At 60.4% G+C, this 25544-nt stretch carries 5 protein-coding genes; 2 read left to right on the plus strand and 3 right to left on the minus strand.

Annotation, left to right across the window (positions count from 1 at the left end; all coding sequences use genetic code 11):
* Positions 1 to 191 precede the first annotated feature (191 nt).
* Positions 192 to 1151, minus strand: coding sequence for a cellulose biosynthesis protein BcsQ (gene bcsQ / locus IB241_RS11050; RefSeq protein ID WP_192298425.1), 960 nt, complete (start codon positions 1149 to 1151; stop codon positions 192 to 194).
* A 269-nt stretch (positions 1152 to 1420) separates the two neighbouring features.
* Here bcsQ and lapG point away from each other — a divergent pair, with 269 nt between their 5' ends.
* Together lapG and lapD are read left to right on the plus strand one after the other, a co-directional pair.
* Positions 1421 to 2137, plus strand: a complete 717-nt coding sequence (gene lapG / locus IB241_RS11055) for a cysteine protease LapG (protein WP_192298599.1) — start codon at positions 1421 to 1423, stop codon at positions 2135 to 2137.
* 11 nt (positions 2138 to 2148) lie between these two features.
* Positions 2149 to 4095, plus strand: coding sequence for a cyclic di-GMP receptor LapD (gene lapD, locus IB241_RS11060; protein ID WP_192298426.1), 1947 nt, complete (start codon positions 2149 to 2151; stop codon positions 4093 to 4095).
* A gap of 56 nt (positions 4096 to 4151) precedes the next feature.
* On the opposite strand, the gene IB241_RS11065 is transcribed toward lapD, so the two are convergent.
* Positions 4152 to 4490 (minus strand): tryptophan synthase subunit beta, encoded by a 339-nt coding sequence (locus IB241_RS11065; RefSeq protein ID WP_192298427.1) that lies wholly within the window; start codon positions 4488 to 4490, stop codon positions 4152 to 4154.
* A 124-nt stretch (positions 4491 to 4614) separates the two neighbouring features.
* Positions 4615 to 25398, minus strand: coding sequence for a retention module-containing protein (locus IB241_RS11070; RefSeq protein ID WP_192298428.1), 20784 nt, complete (start codon positions 25396 to 25398; stop codon positions 4615 to 4617).
* Between the last annotated feature and the right edge of the window lie 146 nt (positions 25399 to 25544).

Below are 25544 nucleotides of genomic sequence, written 5' to 3' on the forward strand. Positions count from 1 at the left end.
TTTTCAGCGCCTGTCGCGGCCTACGCTGAAGGCAAAAAGCCACGCTGGTCATTTTTTGTGCACAGAATAAAAAGCACGCAAAACAGGCAGTTGCGGCGTGTTGAGAACAGCTCCACAAAATCGCTGTTTACCCCCGACCGCAACCTACCGATTGTGCATAAGCATCTGGTGTCATGGGTCTAACAAGCGGTTCAGGGCGTGGTTTTCGGGCGGATCAGCAACTGACAGAGTTCGTTGAGATCGTCGCTCGCCAGGCTCTGGCCCAGGTTATCCAGCGGGTCCGAACCAAAGGCCAGGGCTTCGCTGATGGACGGATCGCGGTGCACGACCTCCAACAGGCTGTCACCCAGACGCAGCTTGAAGGCTTCGAGCATGTCCAGGCTGAACGCCGAATGCTCGTCCAACTGGTTGATCACAAAGTGACAACGCGGCGGGAAATTGCGCGCCAGATAGGGCGCCAGCAACGCATCCATCTGATCCAAAGTGCCCAGGCACGCGGCGTCCGGCTGGACCACCACCAGCACAATGTCGGCCACGTTCAACGCTTGATGCAGGTACACATTATTGCCGGCCGGGGTATCGACGATCACCGTGTGGCGCTCGCTCAAGCCCAGCACCGACAGGCGCTGCGCCAGCCACTTGGGTTCACGTGTGAGCCAGTGCTGCAGGTTGTCCTGCTGCTGGGGGTCGGTGTCGCCAAAGGGCATCACCTCGCAACCGGCGAGCCCGGTGTGCAGCACGTTCTGCCAGGGTCCGTTGACCAGGCTGGTGCGGCCGATGCCGGGCAATTCATGATCCACACCGAAGTGCTGGCGCAAGGCGTTCTGCGGGTCGAGGTCGAGTGCCACCACCCACTCCCCCAAACGCTGCAGGCCGCAGCTCAAGGCCGTGACCAGGGTACTGCGGCCGACGCCACCGTTGACGGACACCACAGCGACCACGTTCGGGCGCGGTGCGGTTTCGTCAAAGGCCAGGGGTTGTTCGTGAGCATATGGCGTGTTGGGGCCCAAACGTGAACCGTCTTTCATGTTCACGCGCGTGCCATCATCGAACGGAACGGTGCCGAAAAAGTGCAGCCGAGCATTGCGCCCTTTCGGGTCACGGGACACGCTCTTGCCGAACAGGGCAAGCAGATCATCAGTGCGGCTCATGGCCGGAGCTCCTTCACGGCGCGAATAAAGACGTGGGAGATCGGCAAGAAAACAAAGGGGCTCACCGCAGTCTTTTTGTAGGCGCTTTCGTTGAGACATTTTGTGACAGCGCTCGGCAAGTGTCATTATTTTGATGATATTCGCGCAAGCCTTTCAGATGAGCGGAAAATAGTCACTTTACTGACGCCTGGTTCGCGTAAATTCAGCCCCGTGATTCCACCGTGCCATTGTTTTTTACCCGCCAGCACCGCACCATTGCCGCACCTTCAATGCTGCAAGCTTGGATATTCGCAGTGGCGATACGCTTTAAATTCCCTCGGTTTCTCTACGGCCTTGCCATCACCCTGCTGCTGGGTGGCGGCCTGCTGGGCAATTTGCTTGCCGATTGGGATTTCAGCCAGATCAGCCGCCGCGCCGAGTCGCTTTACGGCCCATTGGGTGCCGGGCGTCAACGCATCGATGCCTGGCAACAATTACTCTCGACGCAAAAGCAGATCGGCGAGCTTGAGCAACTCAAAGTGGTCAACTTGTTCTTCAACCGCCAGTTGCACTACGAGGAAGACATCGACCTGTGGCACGAGATTGATTACTGGGCGACGCCCATTCAATCCCTGTGGAAAGGTGCCGGTGACTGTGAAGACTATGCCATCGCCAAATACTTCAGCCTGCGTAACCTCGGTATACCGGCGGAAAAGCTGCGGATCACCTACGTTAAGGCCTTGCGCCAGAACCGCGCGCACATGGTGCTGACCTACTACGCCAGCCCCAACGCGATGCCGCTGGTACTGGACAGCCTGATGGACCCGATCCTGCCCGCCAGCCAGCGTACGGACTTGTTGCCCGTCTACGCGTTCAACGGTGAAGGGCTGTGGCTGACGGGTGCTGCGGGCAACAAAAAAGTCGGTGACACCAAGCGCCTCTCGCGTTGGCAGGATGTCTTGAAGAAAATGACCGCCGAAGGGTTTCCGGCCAGTTCGGATAATTAACAGGAGCTACGATGTCACTGTTCAAACAATTGCTGATCGCTATCTGTGTGTTTCTCGTGGTCGCCTTCAGCGGTAGCTTCGTGGTCAGCCTGGAAAGCTCGCGCTCGCAGTACGTCAACCAGTTGCGTTCCCACGCCCAGGACGCGGCCACCGCGCTGGCGCTGTCGCTGACGCCAAACATCGATGACCCGGCGATGACCGAGCTGATGGTCAGCTCGATCTTTGACAGTGGCTACTACGCCAGCATCCGTGTGATCGACCTGAGCAACGACCAGGTGCTGGTGGAACGCGCCGCCGAGCCCGACGCCAGCGGTGTACCCGCCTGGTTCGTGAAGATGATCGGCCTTGCGCCAGCCGGCGGTGATGCCATCGTCAGCCGCGGCTGGCAGCAGGCGGCGCGCGTGGAGGTGGTCAGCCACCCGATGTTCGCCCTCGCCAAACTGTGGCAGAGCGCCTTGGGCAGCCTGGGTTGGCTGCTGCTCTGTGGTGCGGCGAGCGCGATCCTCGGCGCATTGCTGCTGCGTCGCCAACTCAAGCCATTGGACTACATGGTCGAACAATCCCACGCCATCGCCCGCCGCGAGTTCCTCAGCCTGCCCGACCTGCCGCGCACCCCGGAACTGCGCCGTGTGGTGCAGGCGATGAACCAGATGGTGGAGAAGCTCAAGGCACTGTTCCACGAACAGACCGAGCGCAGCGAGAAGCTGCGGGTGGAGTCCTACCAGGACAGCCTGACCGGGCTGGCCAACCGACGCTATTTCGAGATGCAACTCAACTCCCGGGTCAGCAACCTGGAGGAGCACAGCTCGGGCTACCTGCTGATCCTGCGGGTCAACGACCTCGCCGGCCTCAACCAGCGCTTCGGCGGGCAACGCACCGACCAACTGCTGCAAGCCGTCAGCCAGCTACTGGTGCGCACCTGCGCCAAGTACCCGGAGACCCACAACCTGATCACCCGCAGCCGTGGCGGTGAGTTCGCGGTACTCGCACCGGGCCTGGTGCGTGACGAAGCCCTGCAACTGGCCCAGGAACTGGAAACCACCCTGCAAAGCCTGCACGAAACCGGCGCTACCGACATGCAGACCGTGGCCTACATCGGCCTGGCCCCCTACAACGCCGGCGACGCCTCGGCCGACCTGTTGATGCTGGCCGACCAGGCCCTCACTCAAGCCGAAGCCAACAGCGGCCAGAGCTGGGTCTGCCTCGAACACCACACCGCCGGCACCGTCAGCGATGACCCACACAGCTGGCATACCCTGCTTGACGATGCCCTCAAGCAAGGACGTTTCCGCCTGTTCTTCCAGCCAGTGGTGAGCAGCGCCGATACCCAGCGGGTGCTGCACTACAAGGTGTTGTCGCGTTTGCTGGACAACCAGGACCAGACCATCGCCGCCGGCCACTTCCTGCCGTGGCTGGAGCGCTTTGGCTGGACCGCGCGCCTGGACCAAGTGATGCTCGACCTGGTGATCAAGCAACTGGCCCAGCACAACCAGTCGGTGGCCCTGAACCTCTCGGCCGCCACCCTGAACGACCCGCAGGCCCTGGAACGCATCTTCGAACGCCTGGCCCAGCACCCGACCCTGGGGCCGCGCCTGATCCTGGAGATCGGCGAAGAACAAGTGCCCGAGCAAACCCAGCTGGAGTTGATGATCCGGCGCATGCGCAACCTCGGCTACAGCCTTGGCCTGCAGCGTTTCGGCGGGCGCTTCAGCATGATCGGCAACCTGGCGCACCTGGGCCTGGCCTACCTGAAAATCGACGGCAGCTACATCCGCGCCATTGATCAGGAGAACCACAAACGGATCTTTATCGAAGCGATCCAGCGGGCCGCCCACAGCATTGATTTGCCGTTGATTGCCGAGCGCGTGGAAACCGAGGGTGAATTGCGGGTGATCCGCGAGATGGGCGTGGAAGGGGTGCAAGGCCAACTGGTCGGTGAACCGGCGCCCTGGAAGTAAAACGTTGAAGCCTCATGCCTCCTTGACGCTGATACCGTGAAGGAGGTGTGCCCGGTTCAGATCAAACCGGTTTCATCATCGTTGATCAGCTCGCTCAAACCGCCCAGCGCCGCCCGTGCCTGGGTCCGTTCCAGGAACTTGGCCTGTGCCGCCGGTGGCAAGTCAGTGATGCGAATCACGCCTTTGGACGTCAGCACCTGAATCAAGTCATCCAGCACTCGAATCATCTCAAGGTCACTGCTCTTGAGCTGCTTGAGGCTGTTTTCGATCTCGTCCCCGGCAAACCACGCCTGGATCTCATGGTGATCCGCCGGTAGCGTCTCGGTGGCTTCCGCGTAGGCCTTCGCCTCGACGCGCACCAAAGCGTTGTTTTGATCGCGTTGCACGTAGAACATCAGCGTTCTCCCAATAAAAAATCCCTGCAGGCGCCGCGTACGACGCCCACAGAGATTACACACTTTTTCCCGCAGCCGATGCCAAGGGGGCGCCAATCCCGAAAGATTGACGCCCCCGTGGTGATCAGTCGTGGTGCTTGACGGTCAGGTCGCCACCGGCGATCAGGTTGTTGATCGCGGTGCTGCCACTGCCCCAGTTCGCGCCATCGACCTTGATCGTCACATCGGCCGTGCCGCCGCTGGCGGTGAACGAACCGGTGCTGCTCACGCTCAGCGTCGAGTTGCCCGCCGAGTCGGTGGTCAACTTCAGGTAGTTCGCCAAGTTGGTGTCGTTGTTGCCTTGCAGCAAGTCGGACAGGTCCAGCTTGTCGCCTTCGCTGTGCTTGAAGTCCTTGATCTGATCGAAGCCGCCGTTGGTGTTGGTGTCGCCTTTGAGCCAGACGAAGGTATCGGCACCCGCCCCGCCGGTGAGGATGTCGTTACCCTTGCCGCCGACCAGGATGTCGTTGCCTGCGCCGCCATTCAAGGTGTCGTTGCCGCCCTGGCCGAACAGGATGTCGTTGCCGGCATTACCGATCAGGCTGTCGTTGCCATCATTGGTGTTGTAGATGTTCGACGCGTTGGCCAACGCCCCCACGTCCTGCACGTGCTCAGTGATGTACTGGTGCAAGGTGCGGTCATCGATCTGGTCGACGGTAGTGGACAGCTTCTCGGCGGCGAACGCCTTGAGTGCCGCACTGCCTTCCTGGCCTTTGTAGCTGATCAGGTCGCCGAACAGGATGTCGTTGCCCGAACCACCGGAAATGCTGTCGGAACCCGCATCGGCGGTGTGGCCGGTGATGGCATCCGCCAGCTTCGCGGTATCAATGTTGGCAACCACTTTGTCGGTATCGAACTGCTTGAGCACGGTGCTATCGATGTCCGAACCCAGGCCGATCGCCTCGACCACTACTTTGCCGGTGACCGCGTTGACCAAGTCGTTGTAGGCGGTCTTGGCGTTCGCCAGTGCGGTGCTGGAGCTCTGGTAGACCGACGCAACGTCGAAGCCGCCATTGCTGTTGGCCACGACCGTGCCCTCGAAGTAGCGGCTGCCACGGCTGTCGTAGGAGTAAACGTTACCGCTACCGTCGACGATCATCTGCGACTTGCCATTGATCGTCGTATAGAGCGCGTTGCTCTGGCCCAGGACGTAATTGGAGTTATTCACAACGCTGTCAAAGTAGACGGTCGAACCCCAGAAGCTGGTCGTGCCCAGGTTCGGGTTGCCCTGCACGTCGGTGTACACGTTCGGCGAACCGTCGGTGATGAAGTACGTGAGGTTTTTCGCGCCGGTGTTGCTGGTCGCGTCGCTGCTCTTGAACCAATCGGAGGCCGCTTTGAACGCGTCCTGGTAGTTGGTCATGTCGCTGGAATTGGACACCATCTGGTTCAACACAGCCTGCAACGCAGCCTTGGCAGCCGTCTTGTCGGCCAGGTTGACCGAGACCTGCGACTCGACACGGGTGTCGAAGTCGACCAGCAGCACTTTCACCACACCCGAGTCTTTATTGCCGGCATTGGCAATCAAGGTATCGAAGATGCCCGAGAGCTGGTCCTTGATCGACTTCATGGCCGAGGAGCCGATACTGCCCGAGGTGTCGACCAGGAACGCGATGTTGTAGTTGGTGCCCGCAGTGGTGATACCACCCTTGTCGCCGACCACAACGTTATTCGCCGAGCTCGAACCCAGGTCGATGGTGTCGGCAGCAGCGCCGCCTTCGGTGACCGGGGTGTAGACCTGCGGCTGAACGGTAATGGTGCTGGTAGCGACCAACGAACTCAGGCTGTTGCCGCCTTCGTTGTCCGTCACCGAGATCTCGACCGTACGATCGCCCAGGGTCGGGTACTTGCTGGTGCTGGAGTATTGGAACGACTCCAGCAGTGCCTTGTAAGTCGCCGAATCCGCGGTGCCCGAGAGGGTCAGCACGATTTTGCCGCTGACGTCGGTGCCGACGCTGGTCAGGGTGATGCCTTTGTACGTACCGCCCACCGAAACCAGGCTCGAGCTGAGCTGATCGCCGGCACTCGCGTTTTTCAGGGTGATGGTCGCGTTTTGCATCTGGGTACTGTCGACGTCGCCGATAGCGACGACGCCAGTGATCGCCACACCCGCGGCGGCACGTTCGGTGTACGCCGTGTTGTAGCCGGTGGCGACAGCACCGTCCGCAGTGCTGAGGTCCAGGGTCGGCGCGTCGTTGACCGCGGTGATCACAATGCTCACTTTGCCGGTCGTTACCGCTTCAACCCCAGTGCTCAACTCTTTGGCGGTCGCTTTCACGGTCAGGTCGAAGCTGGCGGTCGAATCCTTGAACGGAGTGACCGTCAGGGTTTTCAGGTTCCAGGTGCTGACGTCGTACAGCGTGGTACTGCCGGTCGAGGTGATGCTGTTGCCAGTGGTGCCATCGGTGATCACGGTGCCTTTGGGCAGACCGCTGATTTCCACCTTGTGGGATTCCGAGCCGTCATTGTCGACAAACGTCGTGGTGATCGGGCTGACCTTGATCGCGGTGTCTTCCAGGCCACGGTTGTAGACGTAGCCGGTGTAATAGCCTTCGCCATTGACCACGTGGCTGTCGCCGAGCACCGCACCGGCGGCTTTCAACGCATCCACGCTGGTGTAGGTCTGCACGCCGCTGTTGCCCAGGGACATCGACGGGCCGTTGTTGATCGACACGTTGACGTCGTAGTTGCCCCCGCCGGCCTGGTTGTAGTGGTAGATGTCGAGGGTGTAGTAGCCCGACTCGGTCGGCGTGTAAGCCGTGCCGGTAATCGCGCTGCCCTTGCTCCAGGTCTCGGTCGCAACCAACTTGCCGCCCACGGTGATAGCCAGGCTGTCATCGGCTGTACCCGTGAAGGTGTAGCTCTTGCCGGCTTCCAGGTAGATCAGGCCAGAGACCTTGGTCGCGGTGCCTTCCACTACGTTGCTGTTGCTCACGTTGCTGGTCACGCCAGTGGACGCGGCGCTGGCAGCGGTTTTGGCGTCGATGACCTTGATCAGGTCGTCGGTTTTGGCCACGCCATTACCGTTGGTGCCCAATGCGCTCGGCAGGTTGCCGCCGGTCCAGGTCTGGATGACCAAGCCGGTTGGTACCGCGTTGAACGCATTGATCGTGACGACAGGCACGTCCGTCACCGGGTGGATGTCCACGGTGATGGTTTTGGTGTCGCTGTAAGTGTTGCCATCGGTGGCCTGGAACTTCAGCTCGGTGTAATCACCTTGCTTGTTACCCACGCCGGTGCCGCCGAAGCTGTTGTCACCCGACTCGTTGGCCGCCGGGCTGTAACGCACGTTGTGGTTGTCGAAGTCAGCCTGGCTGAACGACTTGCCGGCCGAGGTATCGGTCTTGAGGTCAGCGGTGGTGAGCGCAACCCACACGCCGTTGACTTTGTACTCGATGGAACCGGCAGGCAGGCTGGTGAACACCACTTTCGGGTTCGTCGAGTCTTCATCCTTGACGCCAAAGGTCGCCCAGGTCAGTTCGACCGGGGTGTCTTCGTCGCTCTGGATGTAGCCGTTGGTAGCGGTTGGCGTGTCGTCGACCAGGGTGACCGTCGGCTGGCCAGTGCTGTGGGAACTGGCGTTGTCGGCGTCGGTCACGGTCAGGTCGATCTTCGGCAATTGGTTGCCAGCGTTGACCCAATCGGCGCCCTTCTGCGTCAGCACGACGTTGCTACCGGACAGGCTGTAGTAGCCGTCGGTGTTAGTGCCAGTGGTGAAGGTGATCTTCAGCTGGGCAACAGGAGTTTCTTCGTCGCTCGCGGAGAACGTACCGGCCACGGTGCCGACTTTAGCGGTGTCTTCAACGATGGTGGTCGCCGTGATGGCGATCACTGGCACGTCGTTGTGCAGGTTGACCACTGGCTGCGCGTTGTTGCTGGAGTGCAGGCCTTCTGGATCGGTGACGGTCAGGTCGATCTTCGGCAATTGGTTGCCAGCGTTGACCCAATCGGCGCCCTTCTGCGTCAGCACGACGTTGCTACCGGACAGGCTGTAGTAGCCGTCGGTGTTAGTGCCAGTGGTGAAGGTGATCTTCAGCTGGGCAACAGGAGTTTCTTCGTCGCTCGCGGAGAACGTACCGGCCACGGTGCCGACTTTAGCGGTGTCTTCAACGATGGTGGTCGCCGTGATGGCGATCACTGGCACGTCGTTGTGCAGGTTGACCACTGGCTGCGCGTTGTTGCTGGAGTGCAGGCCTTCTGGATCGGTGACGGTCAGGTCGATCTTCGGCAACTGGTTGCCGGCGTTGACGAAGTCCGCGCCTTTCTGGGTCAGCACAACGTTGTTGCCGGAGATGCTGTAGTAGCCGCTCGCGTTGCTGGTGCCCGTGAAGGTGATGGTCAGGCCAGCACGTGGGGTTTCTTCGTCGGTCGCAGTGAACGTACCGGCGACGGTACCCGCAGTGGCCGAGTTTTCTTCCAGGGTGTTGGCTGCGACGGTGATGACCGGTACGTCGTTGTGCAAGTTAACCACTGGCTGCGCGTTGTTGCTGGAGTGCAGGCCTTCTGGATCGGTGACGGTCAGGTCGATCTTCGGCAGTTGGTTGCCAGCGTTAACGAAGTCAGCACCTTTCTGGGTCAGCACAACGTTGTTGCCGGAGATGCTGTAGTAGCCATCGGCGTTGCTGGTGCCAGTGAAGGTGATGGTCAGGCCAGCACGTGGGGTTTCTTCGTCGGTTGCCGTGAAGGTACCGGCGACGGTGCCCGCAGTTGCCGAGTTCTCTTCCAGGGTGTTGGCTGCGACGGTGATGACCGGTACGTCGTTGTGCAAGTTAACGTTCGGTTGGGCCGCTGCGTTGGAGTGCAGGCCTTCTGGATCGGTAACAGTCAGGTCGATCTTCGGCAACTGGTTGCCGGCGTTGACGAAGTCAGCACCTTTCTGGGTCAGCACAACGTTGTTGCCGGAGATGCTGTAGTAGCCATCGGCGTTGCTGGTGCCCGTGAAGGTGATGGTCAGACCCGAGCGTGGAGTCTCTTCGTCGGTTGCCGTGAACGTACCGGCGACGGTGCCTGCAGTGGCCGAGTTTTCTTCCAGGGTGTTGGCTGCGACGGTGATGACCGGTACGTCGTTGTGCAAGTTAACGTTCGGCTGGGCCGCTGCGTTGGAGTGCAGGCCTTCTGGATCGGTGACGGTCAGGTCGATCTTCGGCAACTGGTTGCCAGCGTTGACGAAGTCCGCACCTTTCTGGGTCAGCACAACGTTGTTGCCGGAGATGCTGTAGTAGCCATCGGCGTTGCTGGTGCCGGTGAAGGTGATGGTCAGACCATCACGTGGAGTTTCTTCGTCGGTCGCAGTGAAAGTACCGGCGACGGTGCCCGCTGTAGCCGAGTTCTCTTCCAGGGTGTTGGCAACAACCTCAATCACCGGCACATCGTTATGCAGGTTAACAGTCGGTTGGCCTTCGCCATTCGAATGCGCGCCCGACGGATCGGTAACAGTCAGGTCGATCTTCGGCAGCTGGTTACCAGCGTTAACGAAGTCCGCGCCCTTCTGGGTCAGGACCACGTTGTTGCCAACGATGCTGTAGTAGCCGTCGGCGTTGCTGGTGCCCGTGAAGGTGATGGTCAGGCCAGCACGTGGAGTCTCTTCGTCGGTTGCCGTGAAGGTACCGGCGACGGTGCCCGCAGTGGCCGAATTTTCTTCCAGGGTATTGGCTGCGACGGTGATGACCGGTACGTCGTTGTGCAAGTTAACCACTGGCTGCGCGTTGTTGCTGGAGTGCAGGCCTTCTGGATCGGTGACGGTCAGGTCGATTTTCGGCAGCTGGTTGCCAGCGTTAACGAAGTCCGCGCCTTTCTGGGTCAGCACAACGTTGTTGCCGGAGATGCTGTAGTAGCCATCGGCGTTGCTGGTGCCCGTGAAGGTGATGGTCAGGCCAGCACGTGGAGTCTCTTCGTCGGTTGCCGTGAAGGTACCGGCAACGGTGCCCGCAGTGGCCGAGTTTTCTTCCAGGGTGTTGGCTGCGACGGTGATGACCGGCACGTCGTTGTGCAAGTTAACGTTCGGTTGGGCCGCTCCGTTGGAGTGCAGGCCTTCTGGATCGGTAACAGTCAGGTCGATCTTCGGCAGCTGGTTGCCAGCGTTAACGAAGTCCGCGCCCTTCTGGGTCAGCACAACGTTGTTGCCGGAAATAGCGTAGTAACCGTCGACGTTGCTGTTGCCCGTGAAGGAGATGGTCAAGCCATCACGCGGAGTCTCTTCGTCCGTTGCGGTGAAGGTACCGGCGACGGTACCCGCAGTGGCGGAGTTCTCTTCCAGGGTGTTGGCAACAACCTCAATCACCGGCACATCGTTATGCAGGTTAACAGTCGGTTGGCCTTCGCCATTCGAGGAAGCGCCCGCTGGGTCGGTGACGGTCAGGTCGATCTTCGGCAGCTGGTTGCCAGCGTTAACGAAGTCAGCACCCTTCTGGGTCAAGACCACGTTGTTGCCAACGATGCTGTAGTAGCCGTCGACGTTGCTGTTGCCAGTGAAGGAGATGGTCAGGCCATCACGCGGCGTCTCTTCGTCGGTCGCGGTGAAGGTACCGGCGACGGTGCCCGCAGTGGCGGAGTTCTCTTCCAGGGTGTTGGCAACAACCTCAATCACCGGCACATCGTTATGCAGGTTAACAGTCGGTTGGCCTTCGCCATTCGAGGAAGCGCCCGCTGGGTCGGTGACGGTCAGATCAATCTTCGGCAGCTGGTTGCCAGCGTTAACGAAGTCCGCGCCCTTCTGGGTCAGGACCACGTTGTTGCCAACGATGCTGTAGTAGCCGTCGACGTTGCTGTTGCCAGTGAAGGAGATGGTCAGACCATCACGCGGAGTCTCTTCGTCGGTCGCAGTGAACGTACCGGCGACGGTGCCCGCAGTAGCCGAGTTCTCTTCGATGGTGGCAGGAGCAACCTCGATTACCGGCACATCGTTGTGCAGGTTAACGGTCGGTTGGCCTTCGCCATTCGAGGAAGCGCCCGCTGGATCGGTGACGGTCAGGTCGATCTTCGGCAGCTGGTTGCCAGCGTTAACGAAGTCAGCACCCTTCTGGGTCAAGACCACGTTGTTGCCAACGATGCTGTAGTAGCCGTCGACGTTGCTGTTGCCAGTGAAGGAGATGGTCAGGCCATCACGCGGCGTCTCTTCGTCGGTCGCGGTGAAGGTACCGGCGACGGTGCCCGCAGTGGCGGAGTTCTCTTCCAGGGGGTTGGCAACAACCTCAATCACCGGCACATCGTTATGCAGGTTAACAGTCGGTTGGCCTTCGCCATTCGAGGAAGCGCCCGCTGGGTCGGTGACGGTCAGATCGATCTTCGGCAACTGGTTGCCAGCGTTAACGAAGTCCGCGCCCTTCTGGGTCAGCACGACGTTGTTGCCGGAGATAGCGTAGTAGCCATCGACGTTACTGGTGCCCGTGAAGGAGATAGTCAGGCCATCACGCGGCGTCTCTTCGTCGGTCGCAGTGAAGGTACCGGCGACGGTACCCGCAGTGGCCGAGTTCTCTTCGATGGTGGCAGGAGCAACCTCGATGACCGGCACATCGTTATGCAGGTTAACGGTCGGTTGGCCTTCACCATTCGAGGAAGCGCCCGCTGGGTCGGTAACGGTCAGGTCGATCTTCGGCAGCTGGTTGCCAGCGTTAACAAAGTCCGCGCCCTTCTGGGTCAGCACAACGTTATTGCCGGAGATAGCGTAGTAGCCATCAGCGTTGCTGGTGCCGGTGAAGGAGATGGTCAGGCCATCACGCGGAGTCTCTTCGTCGGTCGCAGTGAAAGTACCGGCGACGGTGCCCGCAGTAGCCGAGTTCTCTTCAATGGTGGCCGGAGCAACTTCGATTACCGGCACATCGTTATGCAGGTTAACGGTCGGCTGGCCTTCGCCATTCGAGGAAGCGCCCGCTGGGTCGGTGACGGTCAGGTCGATCTTCGGCAGCTGGTTGCCAGCGTTAACGAAGTCAGCACCTTTCTGGGTCAGGACCACGTTGTTGCCAACGATGCTGTAGTAGCCGTCGACGTTGCTGGTGCCAGTGAAGGAGATGGTCAGGCCATCACGCGGAGTCTCTTCGTCGGTCGCAGTGAACGTACCGGCAACGGTGCCCGCAGTAGCCGAGTTCTCTTCGATGGTGGCCGGAGCAACTTCGATCACCGGCACGTCGTTGTGCAGATTGACGGTCGGCTGGCCTTCGCCATTCGAATGCGCGCCCGATGGATCGGTAACGGTCAGATCAATCTTCGGCAACTGGTTGCCAGCGTTAACAAAGTCCGCGCCCTTCTGGGTCAGCACGACGTTGTTGCCGGAGATAGCGTAGTAGCCATCAGCGTTGCTGGTGCCGGTGAAGGAGATGGTCAAACCATCACGTGGAGTTTCTTCGTCGGTCGCAGTGAAGGTACCGGCGACGGTACCCGCAGTGGCGGAGTTCTCTTCGATGGTGGCCGGAGCAACTTCGATCACCGGCACGTCGTTGTGCAGATTGACGGTCGGCTGGCCTTCGCCATTCGAATGCGCGCCCGATGGATCGGTGACGGTCAGGTCGATCTTCGGCAACTGGTTGCCAGCGTTAACAAAGTCCGCGCCCTTCTGGGTCAGGACCACGTTGTTGCCGGAGATAGCGTAGTAGCCATCAGCGTTGCTGGTGCCGGTGAAGGAGATAGTCAAGCCATCACGTGGAGTTTCTTCGTCGGTCGCGGTGAAGGTACCAGCAACGGTACCCGCAGTAGCCGAGTTCTCTTCGATAGTGGCCGGAGTAACTTCGATCACCGGCACATCGTTGTGCAGATTGACGGTCGGCTGGCCTTCGCCATTCGAATGCGCGCCCGATGGATCGGTAACAGTCAGGTCAATCTTCGGCAACTGGTTGCCAGCATTAACGAAGTCAGCACCTTTCTGGGTCAGGACCACGTTGTTGCCGGAGATAGCGTAGTAGCCATCGGCGTTGCTGTTGCCAGTGAAGGAGATAGTCAAACCATCACGCGGCGTCTCTTCGTCGGTCGCAGTGAACGTACCGGCGACGGTGCCCGCAGTGGCGGAGTTCTCTTCGATGGTGGCAGGAGCAACCTCGATGACCGGCACATCGTTGTGCAGATTGACGGTCGGCTGGCCTTCGCCATTCGAGGAAGCGCCCGCTGGGTCGGTGACGGTCAGATCAATCTTCGGCAACTGGTTGCCAGCGTTAACGAAGTCAGCGCCTTTTTGGGTCAGCACGACGTTGTTACCGGAGATAGCGTAGTAGCCATCAGCGTTGCTGGTGCCGGTGAAGGAGATGGTCAGGCCATCACGTGGAGTTTCTTCGTCGGTCGCAGTGAACGTACCGGCGACGGTGCCCGCTGTAGCCGAGTTCTCTTCGATGGTGGCAGGAGCAACCTCGATGACCGGCACATCGTTGTGCAGGTTAACGGTCGGTTGGCCTTCGCCATTCGAGGAAGCGCCCGCTGGGTCGGTAACGGTCAGATCAATCTTCGGCAACTGGTTGCCAGCGTTAACGAAGTCCGCGCCCTTCTGGGTCAGCACGACGTTGTTGCCGGAGATAGCGTAGTAGCCATCAGCGTTGCTGGTGCCGGTGAAGGAGATGGTCAGGCCATCACGTGGGGTTTCTTCGTCGGTCGCAGTGAACGTACCGGCGACGGTGCCCGCAGTGGCGGAGTTCTCTTCGATGGTGGCAGGAGCAACCTCGATGACCGGCACATCGTTGTGCAGGTTAACGGTCGGCTGACCTTCGCCATTCGAGGAAGCGCCCGCTGGGTCGGTAACGGTCAGATCAATCTTCGGCAACTGGTTGCCAGCGTTAACGAAGTCCGCGCCCTTCTGGGTCAGCACAACGTTGTTGCCGGAGATAGCGTAGTAGCCATCAGCGTTGCTGGTGCCGGTGAAGGAGATGGTCAGGCCATCGCGTGGGGTTTCTTCGTCGGTCGCGGTGAAGGTACCGGCGACGGTGCCCGCAGTGGCGGAGTTCTCTTCCAGGGTGTTGGCAACAACCTCAATCACCGGCACATCGTTATGCAGGTTAACGGTCGGCTGGCCTTCGCCATTCGAGGAAGCGCCCGCTGGGTCGGTGACGGTCAGGTCGATCTTCGGCAGCTGGTTGCCAGCGTTAACGAAGTCCGCACCCTTCTGGGTCAGGACCACGTTGTTGCCAACAATGCTGTAGTAGCCGTCGACGTTGCTGGTGCCAGTGAAGGAGATGGTCAGGCCATCACGCGGCGTCTCTTCGTCGGTCGCAGTGAACGTACCGGCGACGGTACCCGCAGTAGCCGAGTTCTCTTCCAGGGCGTTGGCAACAACCTCAATCACCGGCACATCGTTGTGCAGATTGACGGTCGGCTGGCCTTCGCCATTCGAATGCGCGCCCGATGGATCGGTAACGGTCAGATCAATCTTCGGCAACTGGTTGCCAGCGTTAACAAAGTCCGCGCCCTTCTGGGTCAGCACAACGTTATTGCCGGAGATAGCGTAGTAGCCATCAGCGTTGCTGGTGCCGGTGAAGGAGATGGTCAGGCCATCACGTGGGGTTTCTTCGTCGGTCGCAGTGAAAGTACCGGCGACGGTGCCCGCAGTGGCGGAGTTCTCTTCAATGGTGGCCGGAGCAACGTCGATTACCGGCACATCGTTATGCAGGTTAACGGTCGGTTGGCCTTCGCCATTCGAATGCGCGCCCGATGGATCGGTAACAGTCAGGTCGATCTTCGGCAACTGGTTGCCGGCGTTAACGAAGTCAGCACCTTTCTGGGTCAGGACCACGTTGTTGCCGGAGATAGCGTAGTAGCCATCGGCGTTGCTGTTGCCCGTGAAGGAGATGGTCAAACCATCACGCGGCGTCTCTTCGTCGGTCGCAGTGAACGTACCGGCGACGGTGCCCGCAGTAGCCGAGTTCTCTTCCAGAGTATTGGCAACAACTTCAATCACCGGCACGTCGTTGACCAACGTCACATCCGGTGTAGCCGCATCGTGCGAGCTGCCTTTATCGGCATCGGTCACGGTCAGGTCAATCGCAGGCAGCTTGTTACCGGCGTTGACGAAGTTCGCGCCCGCCAGGGTCAGTACCACGGCATTGCCAACGAGGGTGTAGTAGCCATCTTTGTTGCTGTCGCCAGTGAAGGTGACCTTCAGCTGGGCAACCGGGGTTTCAACATCGCTGACGGTGAAGGTACCGGCAACGGTGCCTTCAGCCACCTGGCCTTCCACCAGGTCATTGGCGACCACTTCGATGACGGGCAAGTCGTTGACCGAAATCACATTGATCGGCAGCGTGATCGACTCGGACTTAGGCGCAGCATCACCATCCTGCGCGGTGGCGGTCACGGTCAGGTTCACCAGACCGTAGGCGTTTGGCACCGGGTTGTAGACCAGTGTGGCCTTGCTCCAGTCGCTGATGTCGACGCTTTGGTTGCCGGCCGACGCGGTAAAGGTGTGGCCCGCGCCATCGGAAATGGTCGCGCCTTGCGGAATGCCGCTGATTTCCAGCTTGAGCGTCTCGGAGCCATCCTTGTCGGTGGCGTAGGCGTCAATTGCGGACAACTTGATCGCGTGGTCTTCCAGGCCGGTGTTCAGCACCTGGGTGACGCTGATGTTGTCCATCACGCCGCCAAGGGAGTTGTTGGCTTGGCCGGCCGGGGCCTTGAATTCGAGTTTGGCGTCACCGTCGACAGTCACCGGCACCACGAAGGTGTAGGTCTTCATGCCAACGACGGTGGTGTCCAGGGTGCCGACTTTGACGCCACCCCAGAACACATCGATGACCGAGTTGTTCTCGGCGCCGGCACGCGGCGAGTAGTCGACCGAGATGGAGTACGCGGTACCGCTTTCAGCCTTGATGATGGTGTACAGGCTGGAGTCGTCGCCAGCGTTTTTCTCAAGCTCGATGACCTGGCTGTTGCCCGGGGTCTCGACGCCGTAGATGCTGCTCTGGCCGATTTCGACTTTGCCGTCGCTGTTGCCGGTCAACCACTGGGTGGTCGGCGCGGTGCCGGCTGCGTTGTTGGCATCGCCAACGGCAACCGTGCCCCACGAACCGTTGAGGTTCGCGCTGTCGAAGTTGATCGCGCTGACAACGCCGCCACCGAGCAGGCCCAGGTGCGGGGTGTCGGTGACCGGCGCGATGGTCACTGGAGCAGTGGTGACATCGCTGGCTTTACCGGCATTGTCGACCGCCGTGAAGGTCAGCGAGGTGCTGCCACTCCAGTCGGCGGTTGGGGAGAAGTAGACCGACGCCTTGCCGTCAGCGCCCGCAGGCACCGAATCACCGACCTTCAGTTCGGTGGTCAGGCTGGCGTCGCTGTACAGCTTGCCGTTTTCCGGCAAGGCGGTAATGACGAAGTTGGCAACGGTACCGTCCACATCGGCGCCGCTGAGTACGATCGTGGCCGCGTGGTCTTCGTCCGCGCCTGCCGAGGTGGCGGTTGCAGTCGGTGCGTCGTTGAACAGCTCGACGGTGACCTTGCCCGTGGCGGTGCTGGTTTCTGGTGGCTCACGGTCGAGGTTGCCGCCACCGTTATCGGTGACAGCGATGGACACAGTGCGATCAGTGCCGGCCGGGTTGTTGCCCGGGGCCTGGAAGGTGATCGCTTCAACCAGCTTGATGAAGTCGGCGGCGCTGCTGCCAGCCGGCGAGCTGCTGGTCAGGGTGTAGACGATCTTGCCATCGGCGGCGCTGCCGCTTTCGGTGATGGTGATACCGGCAACCGCGAGGGCCTTGAGCACGTCGGCGCTGCTGAGCAGGTCGCCGGACACCAGGTGATCAACGGTGACCACCACTTTGCTGAAGGTCTTGTTGTCGACGTCGGTGATGCTCAGGTTTTCAACCAGGGCCACTGCGCCTTTTTGCTCGACAAATTTGCTGCTGTCGAAGCCGATCACCGGCGCGTCGTTGACCGGAACCACGTAGATCACGGAGGTCGCCGGTGCCGAATCCGCCTGGCCGTCGTTCACGGTGATGGTCAGGTTGCGGTTGGCCGGGCTTGGGTCTTCGCTTTCGCTGGCGAAGTGCACCGAGCGCAGGACTTCCTGGTATTCAGCCTTGGTGGCTTCACCGGACAGGGTCAGCACGCCGGTGGTCTTGTCGTAGCTGACGGTGATTTTGGTGTTGCTGACATCCGCGATCAGCACGTCGTCGGTCAGGTGGTTGACCAGCGTGACCTTGGCGCTTTGCAGGGTGCTGTTGTCGACGTCGGTGATGGTCAGGTGCGCCGCGACATAGCCGCCTGGCTTGCCTTCGATGTAGGTGTCGCCGAACGCGTTGGTCGAATCGTTGCCCAGTACTGGCGCGTCGTTGACCGCCGTGACCACAACGCTGATTTTGCCGGTGGTGACTTCTTCAACGCCGGTGCTCAGCTCTTTGGCCGTGGCTTTCACGGTCAGGTCGAAGCTGGCCGTCGAGTCCTTGAACGGTGTAACCGTCAGGGTGCTCAGGTTCCAGGTGCTCACGTCGTACAGCGTGTTTGCGCCGGTCGAAATGATACTGTGGCCAGTGGTGCCGTCGGTGATCACGGTGCCTTCCGGCAAGCCGCTGATTTCCACCTTGTGGGATTCCGAGCCGTCGTTGTCGACAAACGTGGCGGTGATCGGCGCGAGCTTGATCGCGGTGTCTTCCAGGCCGTGGTTGTAGACGTTGCCGGTGTAATAGCCTTCGCCATTCACCACGTGGCTGTCGCCCAGCACCATGCCGGCGGCTTCCAGCGCGGCTGCACTGGTGTAGGTCTGCAGGCCGCTGTTGCCCAGCGACGTCGACGGGCCGTTGTTGATCGACACGTTGACGTCGTAGTTGCCCGGGCCGTTCTGGTTGTAGTGGTAGACGTCGAGGGTGTAGTAGCCCGACTCGGTCGGCGTGTACGACGACCCGTTGATCCCGCTGCCTTGGCTCCAGGTCTCGGAAGCGACCAGCTTGCCGCCCACGGTGATTGCCAGACTGTCGTCGGCCGTACCCGTGAAGGTGTAGCTCTTGCCGGCTTCCAGGTAGACCAGGCCGGACACTTTGGTCGCGGTGCCTTCGGCCACATTGCCGTTGCTCACGTTGCTGGTCACGCCAGTGGACGCGGCGCTGTCAGCGGTCTGGCCGTTGATGACCTTGATCAGGGTGTTGGAGTCGGTCACGCCTTGACCATTGGTGCCCAACGCGCCCGGCAGGTTGCTGCCGGTCCAGGTCTGAATGGTCAGGCCGGTGGGTACCTGGCCGATGTTCAAGATCGGCACATCCGTCACCGGGTGAATATCCACGGTGATGGTTTTGGTGTCGCTGTAGGAGTTGCCGTCGGTGGCCTGGAACTTCAGCTCGGTGTAGTCACCTTGCTTGTTGCCCACGCCGGTGCCGCCGAAGCTGTTGTCGCCGGATTCGTTCTCTGCCGGGCTGTAGCGCACGTTGTGGCCGTCGAAATCAGCCTGGGTGAAGACCTTGCCCGACGAGGTGTCGCTTTTCAGGTCGGCGGTGGTGAGCTTGACCCACTCACCGTCGACTTTGTATTCGATGGAACCGGCCGGCAGGCTGGTGAACACCACGCCTGGGCTGGTGGAGTCTTCATCCTGGACACCGAAAGTCGACCAGGTCAGTTCGATCGGGGTGTCTTCGTTGCCTTCGATATGGTTGTCGATGGCGGTTGGGGTGTCGTCGACCAGGGTCACCGTCGGCTGGCCGGTGCCGTTGGAGTGGAGGCCTTCTGGGTCGGTGACGGTCAGGTCGATTTTTGGCAGTTGGTTGCCGGCGTTAACGAAGTCTGCGCCCTTTTGGGTCAGCACAACGTTGTTGCCAACGATGCTGTAGTAGCCGTCGGCGTTGCTGTTGCCAGTGAAGGAGATGGTCAGGCCATCACGCGGGGTTTCTTCGTCGGTTGCGGTGAACGTACCGGCGACGGTGCCTGCGCTGGCGGTGTCCTCAACAATGGTACTGGCCGCAATTTCGATGACAGGTACATCGTTGTGCAGGTTGACGCTCGGTTGGTCGGAACCCGTGGAGTTCGCGCCCTGAGGGTCGGTAACGGTCAGGTCGATTTTTGGCAGCTGGTTTCCGGCGTTGACGAAGTCCGCGCCTTTTTGGGTCAGGACGACGTCGTTGCCCACGATGCTGTAGTAGCCGTCGGCGTTGCTGTTGCCACTGAAGGAGATGGTCAGGCCATCACGCGGGGTCTCTTCGTCGGTTGCAGTGAAGGTACCGGCGACGGTGCCCGCAGTGGCGGAGTTCTCTTCCAGGGTGTTGGCGACCACTTCGATCACCGGCACGTCGTTGTGCAGGTTAACCACTGGCTGAGCGTTGTTGCTGGAGTTCAGGCCTTCTGGATCGGTGACGGTCAGGTCGATCTTCGGTAGCTGGTTACCGGCGTTAACGAAGTCGGCGCCCTTCTGGGTCAGGACCACGTTGTTGCCAACGATGCTGTAGTAGCCATCGACGTTGCTGTTGCCAGTGAAGGAGATGGTCAGGCCATCACGTGGGGTTTCTTCGTCGGTCGCGGTGAAGGTACCGGCGACGGTGCCCGCAGTGGCGGAGTTTTCTTCCAGGGTGTTGGCAACGACTTCAATCACTGGCACATCGTTGTGCAGGTTGACGGTCGGTTGAGCACTGTTGCTGGAGTTCAGGCCTTCTGGATCGGTGACGGTCAGGTCGATTTTTGGCAGTTGGTTGCCGGCGTTAACGAAGTCGGCGCCTTTTTGGGTCAGCACAACGTCGTTGCCCACGATGCTGTAGTAACCGTCGGCGTTGCTGTTGCCAGTGAAGGAGATGGTCAGGCCATCACGTGGGGTTTCTTCGTCGGTCGCAGTGAAGGTACCGGCGACGGTGCCCGCAGTGGCGGAGTTTTCTTCCAGGGTGTTGGCGACGACTTCAATCACTGGCACATCGTTGTGCAGGTTGACGGTCGGCTGAGCGCTGTTACTGGAGTTCAGGCCTTCTGGATCGGTGACAGTCAGGTCGATCTTCGGCAGCTGGTTGCCGGCGTTAACGAAGTCGGCGCCTTTCTGGGTCAGGACCACGTTGTTGCCAACGATGCTGTAGTAGCCATCGACGTTGCTGTTGCCAGTGAAGGAGATGGTCAGGCCATCACGCGGCGTCTCCTCGTCGGTCGCGGTGAAGGTACCGGCGACAGTGCCCGCAGTGGCGGAGTTTTCTTCCAGGGTGTTAGCAACGACTTCAATCACCGGCACATCGTTATGCAGGTTAACAGTCGGCTGGCCTTCGCCATTCGAGGAAGCGCCCGCTGGGTCGGTGACAGTCAGGTCGATCTTCGGCAGTTGGTTGCCGGCGTTAACGAAGTCGGCGCCTTTCTGGGTCAGCACAACGTTGTTGCCAACGATGCTGTAGTAGCCGTCGGCGTTGCTGTTGCCAGTGAAGGAGATGGTCAGGCCATCACGCGGCGTCTCTTCGTCGGTGGCGGTGAAGGTACCGGCCACGGTGCCCGCAGTGGCGGAGTTTTCTTCCAGGGTGTTGGCAACGACTTCAATCACCGGCACATCGTTGTGCAGGTTGACGGTCGGCTGAGCGCTGTTGCTGGAGTTCAGGCCTTCTGGATCGGTGACCGTCAGGTCGATTTTTGGCAGCTGGTTGCCGGCGTTGACAAAGTCCGCGCCTTTTTGGGTCAGGACGACGTCGTTGCCCACGATGCTGTAGTAGCCGTCGGCGTTGCTGTTGCCGGTGAAGGAGATGGTCAGGCCATCGCGTGGGGTTTCTTCGTCGGTCGCGGTGAAGGTACCGGCGACGGTGCCCGCAGTGGCGGAGTTTTCTTCCAGGGTGTTGGCGACGACTTCAATCACCGGCACATCGTTGTGCAGGTTGACGGTCGGCTGAGCGCTGTTGCTGGAGTTCAAGCCTTCTGGGTCGGTGACAGTCAGGTCAATCTTCGGCAGTTGGTTGCCGGCGTTAACGAAGTCAGCGCCTTTCTGGGTCAGCACAACGTCGTTGCCAACGATGGTGTAGTAGCCGTCGGCGTTGCTGTTGCCGGTGAAGGAGATGGTCAGGCCATCACGTGGGGTTTCTTCGTCGGTCGCGGTGAAGGTACCGGCGACGGTGCCCGCAGTGGCAGAGTTTTCTTCCAGGGTGTTGGCGACGACTTCAATCACCGGCACGTCGTTGTGCAGGTTGACGGTCGGCTGAGCGCTGTTGCTGGAGTTCAGGCCTTCAGGGTCGGTGACGGTCAGGTCGATTTTTGGCAGCTGGTTGCCGGCGTTGACGAAGTCCGCGCCTTTTTGGGTCAGGACGACGTTGTTGCCCACAATGCTGTAGTAGCCGTCGGCGTTGCTGCTGCCGGTGAAGGAGATGGTCAGGCCATCGCGTGGGGTTTCTTCGTCGGTCGCGGTGAAGGTACCGGCCACGGTGCCCGCAGTAGCGGAGTTTTCTTCCAGGGTGTTGGCGACGACTTCAATCACCGGCACGTCGTTGTGCAGGTTAACCACTGGCTGAGCGTTGTTGCTGGAGTTCAGGCCTTCTGGGTCGGTGACGGTCAGGTCGATCTTCGGCAGCTGGTTGCCAGCGTTAACGAAGTCCGCGCCCTTTTGGGTCAGCACGACGTCGTTGCCAACGATGGTGTAGTAGCCGTCGGCGTTGCTGTTGCCAGTGAAGGAGATGGTCAGGCCATCACGCGGCGTCTCTTCGTCGGTTGCAGTGAACGTACCGGCCACGGTGCCCGCAGTGGCGGAGTTTTCTTCCAGGGTGTTGGCAACGACTTCAATCACTGGCACATCGTTGTGCAGGTTGACGGTCGGTTGAGCACTGTTGCTGGAGTTCAGGCCTTCTGGGTCGGTGACGGTCAGGTCGATTTTTGGCAGCTGGTTGCCGGCGTTGACGAAGTCCGCGCCCTTCTGGGTCAGGACCACGTTGTTGCCAACGATGCTGTAGTAGCCATCGACGTTGCTGTTGCCAGTGAAGGAGATAGTCAGGCCATCACGCGGCGTTTCTTCGTCGGTCGCGGTGAAGGTACCGGCCACGGTGCCCGCGGTAGCGGAGTTCTCTTCCAGGGTGTTGGCAACAACTTCAATCACCGGCACGTCGTTGTGCAGGTTGACGGTCGGTTGAGCACTGTTGCTGGAGTTCAGGCCTTCTGGGTCGGTGACAGTCAGGTCGATCTTCGGCAGCTGGTTGCCGGCGTTAACGAAGTCGGCGCCTTTTTGGGTCAGCACAACGTTGTTGCCAACGATGCTGTAGTAACCGTCGACGTTGCTGTTGCCGGTGAAGGAGATGGTCAGGCCATCGCGTGGGGTTTCTTCGTCGGTCGCGGTGAAGGTACCGGCGACGGTGCCCGCGGTAGCGGAGTTTTCTTCCAGGGTGTTAGCGACGACTTCAATCACCGGCACGTCGTTGTGCAGGTTGACGGTCGGCTGAGCGCTGTTGCTGGAGTTCAGGCCTTCTGGGTCGGTGACGGTCAGGTCGATTTTTGGCAGCTGGTTGCCAGCGTTAACGAAGTCCGCGCCCTTCTGGGTCAGGACCACGTTGTTGCCCACGATGCTGTAGTAGCCATCGACGTTGCTGTTGCCGGTGAAGGAGATGGTCAGGCCATCGCGTGGGGTTTCTTCGTCGGTCGCGGTGAAGGTACCGGCGACGGTGCCCGCAGTGGCAGAGTTTTCTTCCAGGGTGTTAGCAACGACTTCAATCACTGGCACATCGTTGTGCAGGTTGACGGTCGGCTGAGCGCTGTTGCTGGAGTTCAAGCCTTCTGGGTCGGTGACAGTCAGGTCAATCTTCGGCAGTTGGTTGCCGGCGTTAACGAAGTCAGCGCCTTTCTGGGTCAGCACAACGTCGTTGCCAACGATGGTGTAGTAGCCGTCGGCGTTGCTGTTGCCGGTGAAGGAGATGGTCAGGCCATCACGTGGGGTTTCTTCGTCGGTCGCGGTGAAGGTACCGGCGACGGTGCCCGCGGTAGCGGAGTTCTCTTCCAGGGTGTTGGCAACAACTTCAATCACCGGCACATCGTTGTGCAGGGTGACGGTCGGTTGGTCGGAACCTGTGGAGTTCGCGCCCTGAGGGTCGGTAACCGTCAGGTCGATCTTCGGCAATTGATTGCCAGCGTTAACGAAGTCGGCGCCTTTCTGGGTCAGCACAACGTTGTTGCCGGAGATAGCGTAGTAGCCGTCGGCGTTGCTGTTGCCAGTGAAGGAGATGGTCAGGCCATCACGCGGCGTCTCTTCGTCGGTTGCGGTGAAGGTACCGGCCACGGTGCCCGCTGTTGCGGTGTCTTCAACAATGGTGTTGGCCGTGACTTCAATCACCGGCACATCGTTTTGCAGGGTGACGGTTGGTTGGCCGGTAGCGGTGGTGCTGACGTTGTCAGCATCGGTAACGGTCAGGCCGATCTGCGGCAGCTGGTTGCCGGCGTTAACGAAGTCTGCACCCTTCTGGGTCAGGACCACGTTGTTGCCGTCGATGGCGTAGTAGCCATCTTTGTTGCTGTCGCCGGTGAACGCGATTTTCAGCTGGTCAGCTGGCGTTTCTGCATCGCTGGCAACAAAAGTGCCCGCCACACTGCCGGCGACCGCGGTGTTTTCGACCAGGGTGTTGCCCGTTACTTGAATCACTGGGGCATCGTTAACCGGCGTCACCGTCACATTCAGCGTGCTGCTGGACCCGGTGTTGGTGGTGTAGCCAATCGTTGGCACCTCACCGTTGTAATCCTTGATCGGCGTAAAGGTGTACGCGCCATCCGTGCCAATCGTGATGCTGCCCACGCCTTCGATATTGGCGGTTTGACCGGCGTTATAGGTATTGCCGCCCACCTGGAAGGTGGCCACGGTCAACACGTTGTCGATGTCGCTGTCGTTGCTCAGCACGTTGCCAGTGGCGAGGGTATCTTCGGCAATCGTGTTGGTATCGGGCTTCAATACGCTCGGATCATCCACGGCAACGACCGTCGAAGTGGCCGCCTGCGGATTGATCGCAAGGTTCTCGTAGTTACCGCCGGTCGCGCTGGTGATGGTGGCGCTGACAGTGAGGTCTTTGCCGTCGGCCAGGTTGGCAGGTGTGTCGACCGTGACCGTACCAGTGGTTTTACCGGCTTCGATGGTGATGGTCTTGTCGTTCGACAGCTTGATCACCACGTCGGTCTGCGCCGCGTTGGTCACGGTCGCGGTATAGACGATCTGGCCGCCTTCATTCACCGAGGCGGTCGCGGTCAGGGTGACGGTGGTGGTGTCGATGGTGTCGGTGATCTGCGTAACAGCCGGCGCCGGGTCGGTGGTGATGATCAGGTTGCCGCCGCCGGAAGTGCCGGCGATGGTGGCGGAGATCGACGAGGCGTCCACGTAAGGCGTGTCGTTACCGGCGAAGGTGACGTTCAGCGCGCCCGAGGTCTGGCCGGCGGCGATCACCACGGAGAGGCCGTTGGACAGGGTGACGGTCAGGTCGCTGGTCGGTGCCTGGGTGATGAATACGGTGTAAACGACGACGCCACCGGCTTCGGTGATGGTCGGCGTGGCCGTCAGAGTGATCGTGACGTTACGCGGGTCGACACCATTGTTGGTGGCACCGGTATCGAGGGCGGTGGTGGCGCTGGCGGCGTTCAGACCGTTCGTCGGATAGCCGATGGTCGGGTCAACCACGCCTGCGGTGGCTTCCAGCACGATAAAGCTGTGGCCGCCGCCCGCGGCGCCGTCTGCGCCTGCGGAGGTCGGGCCGGCGGCGGTGGCTTCGAGGTCTTGGGTCGGGTCGGCGCCGGCGGCGATGGCTTGCTGCAGTTCGGCAACGGACGGTGCGGCTTGGGCAGTGGCGGCGCTGAGGTCGGTGACCGAATCAGGAGCGTTTGCGCTCCACTGAGTGTCACGCCCCAGGTCAATGGTGCGGCCGTCGGCCAGTTCCAGGGAGACAGCGCCCGATGCGCCGGTATCGACTTGCTCACCCGAGAGCAGGCGATCCCCTTCTACAAGCAGGCGACGAATCCCTTCCGGGGATACCGCGAACACTTGACCGACAATGCTTTTGACGACCGCAACGCTGCTCATAAAAGACTCTCCGTGTATTACCGTTCGGGGTATCCATCATGGAGACCGGCCTCATTACCTATGCCGATTCGATAGCTGGAGTACTTAACTTTGTGTGATAAATTTGGCGTCAATAATTTGTTGTTTAATTCAGCAAATTACTTTTC

The organism is Pseudomonas sp. PDM05 (genome assembly GCF_014851685.1).
Classification (GTDB): Bacteria; Pseudomonadota; Gammaproteobacteria; order Pseudomonadales; family Pseudomonadaceae; genus Aquipseudomonas.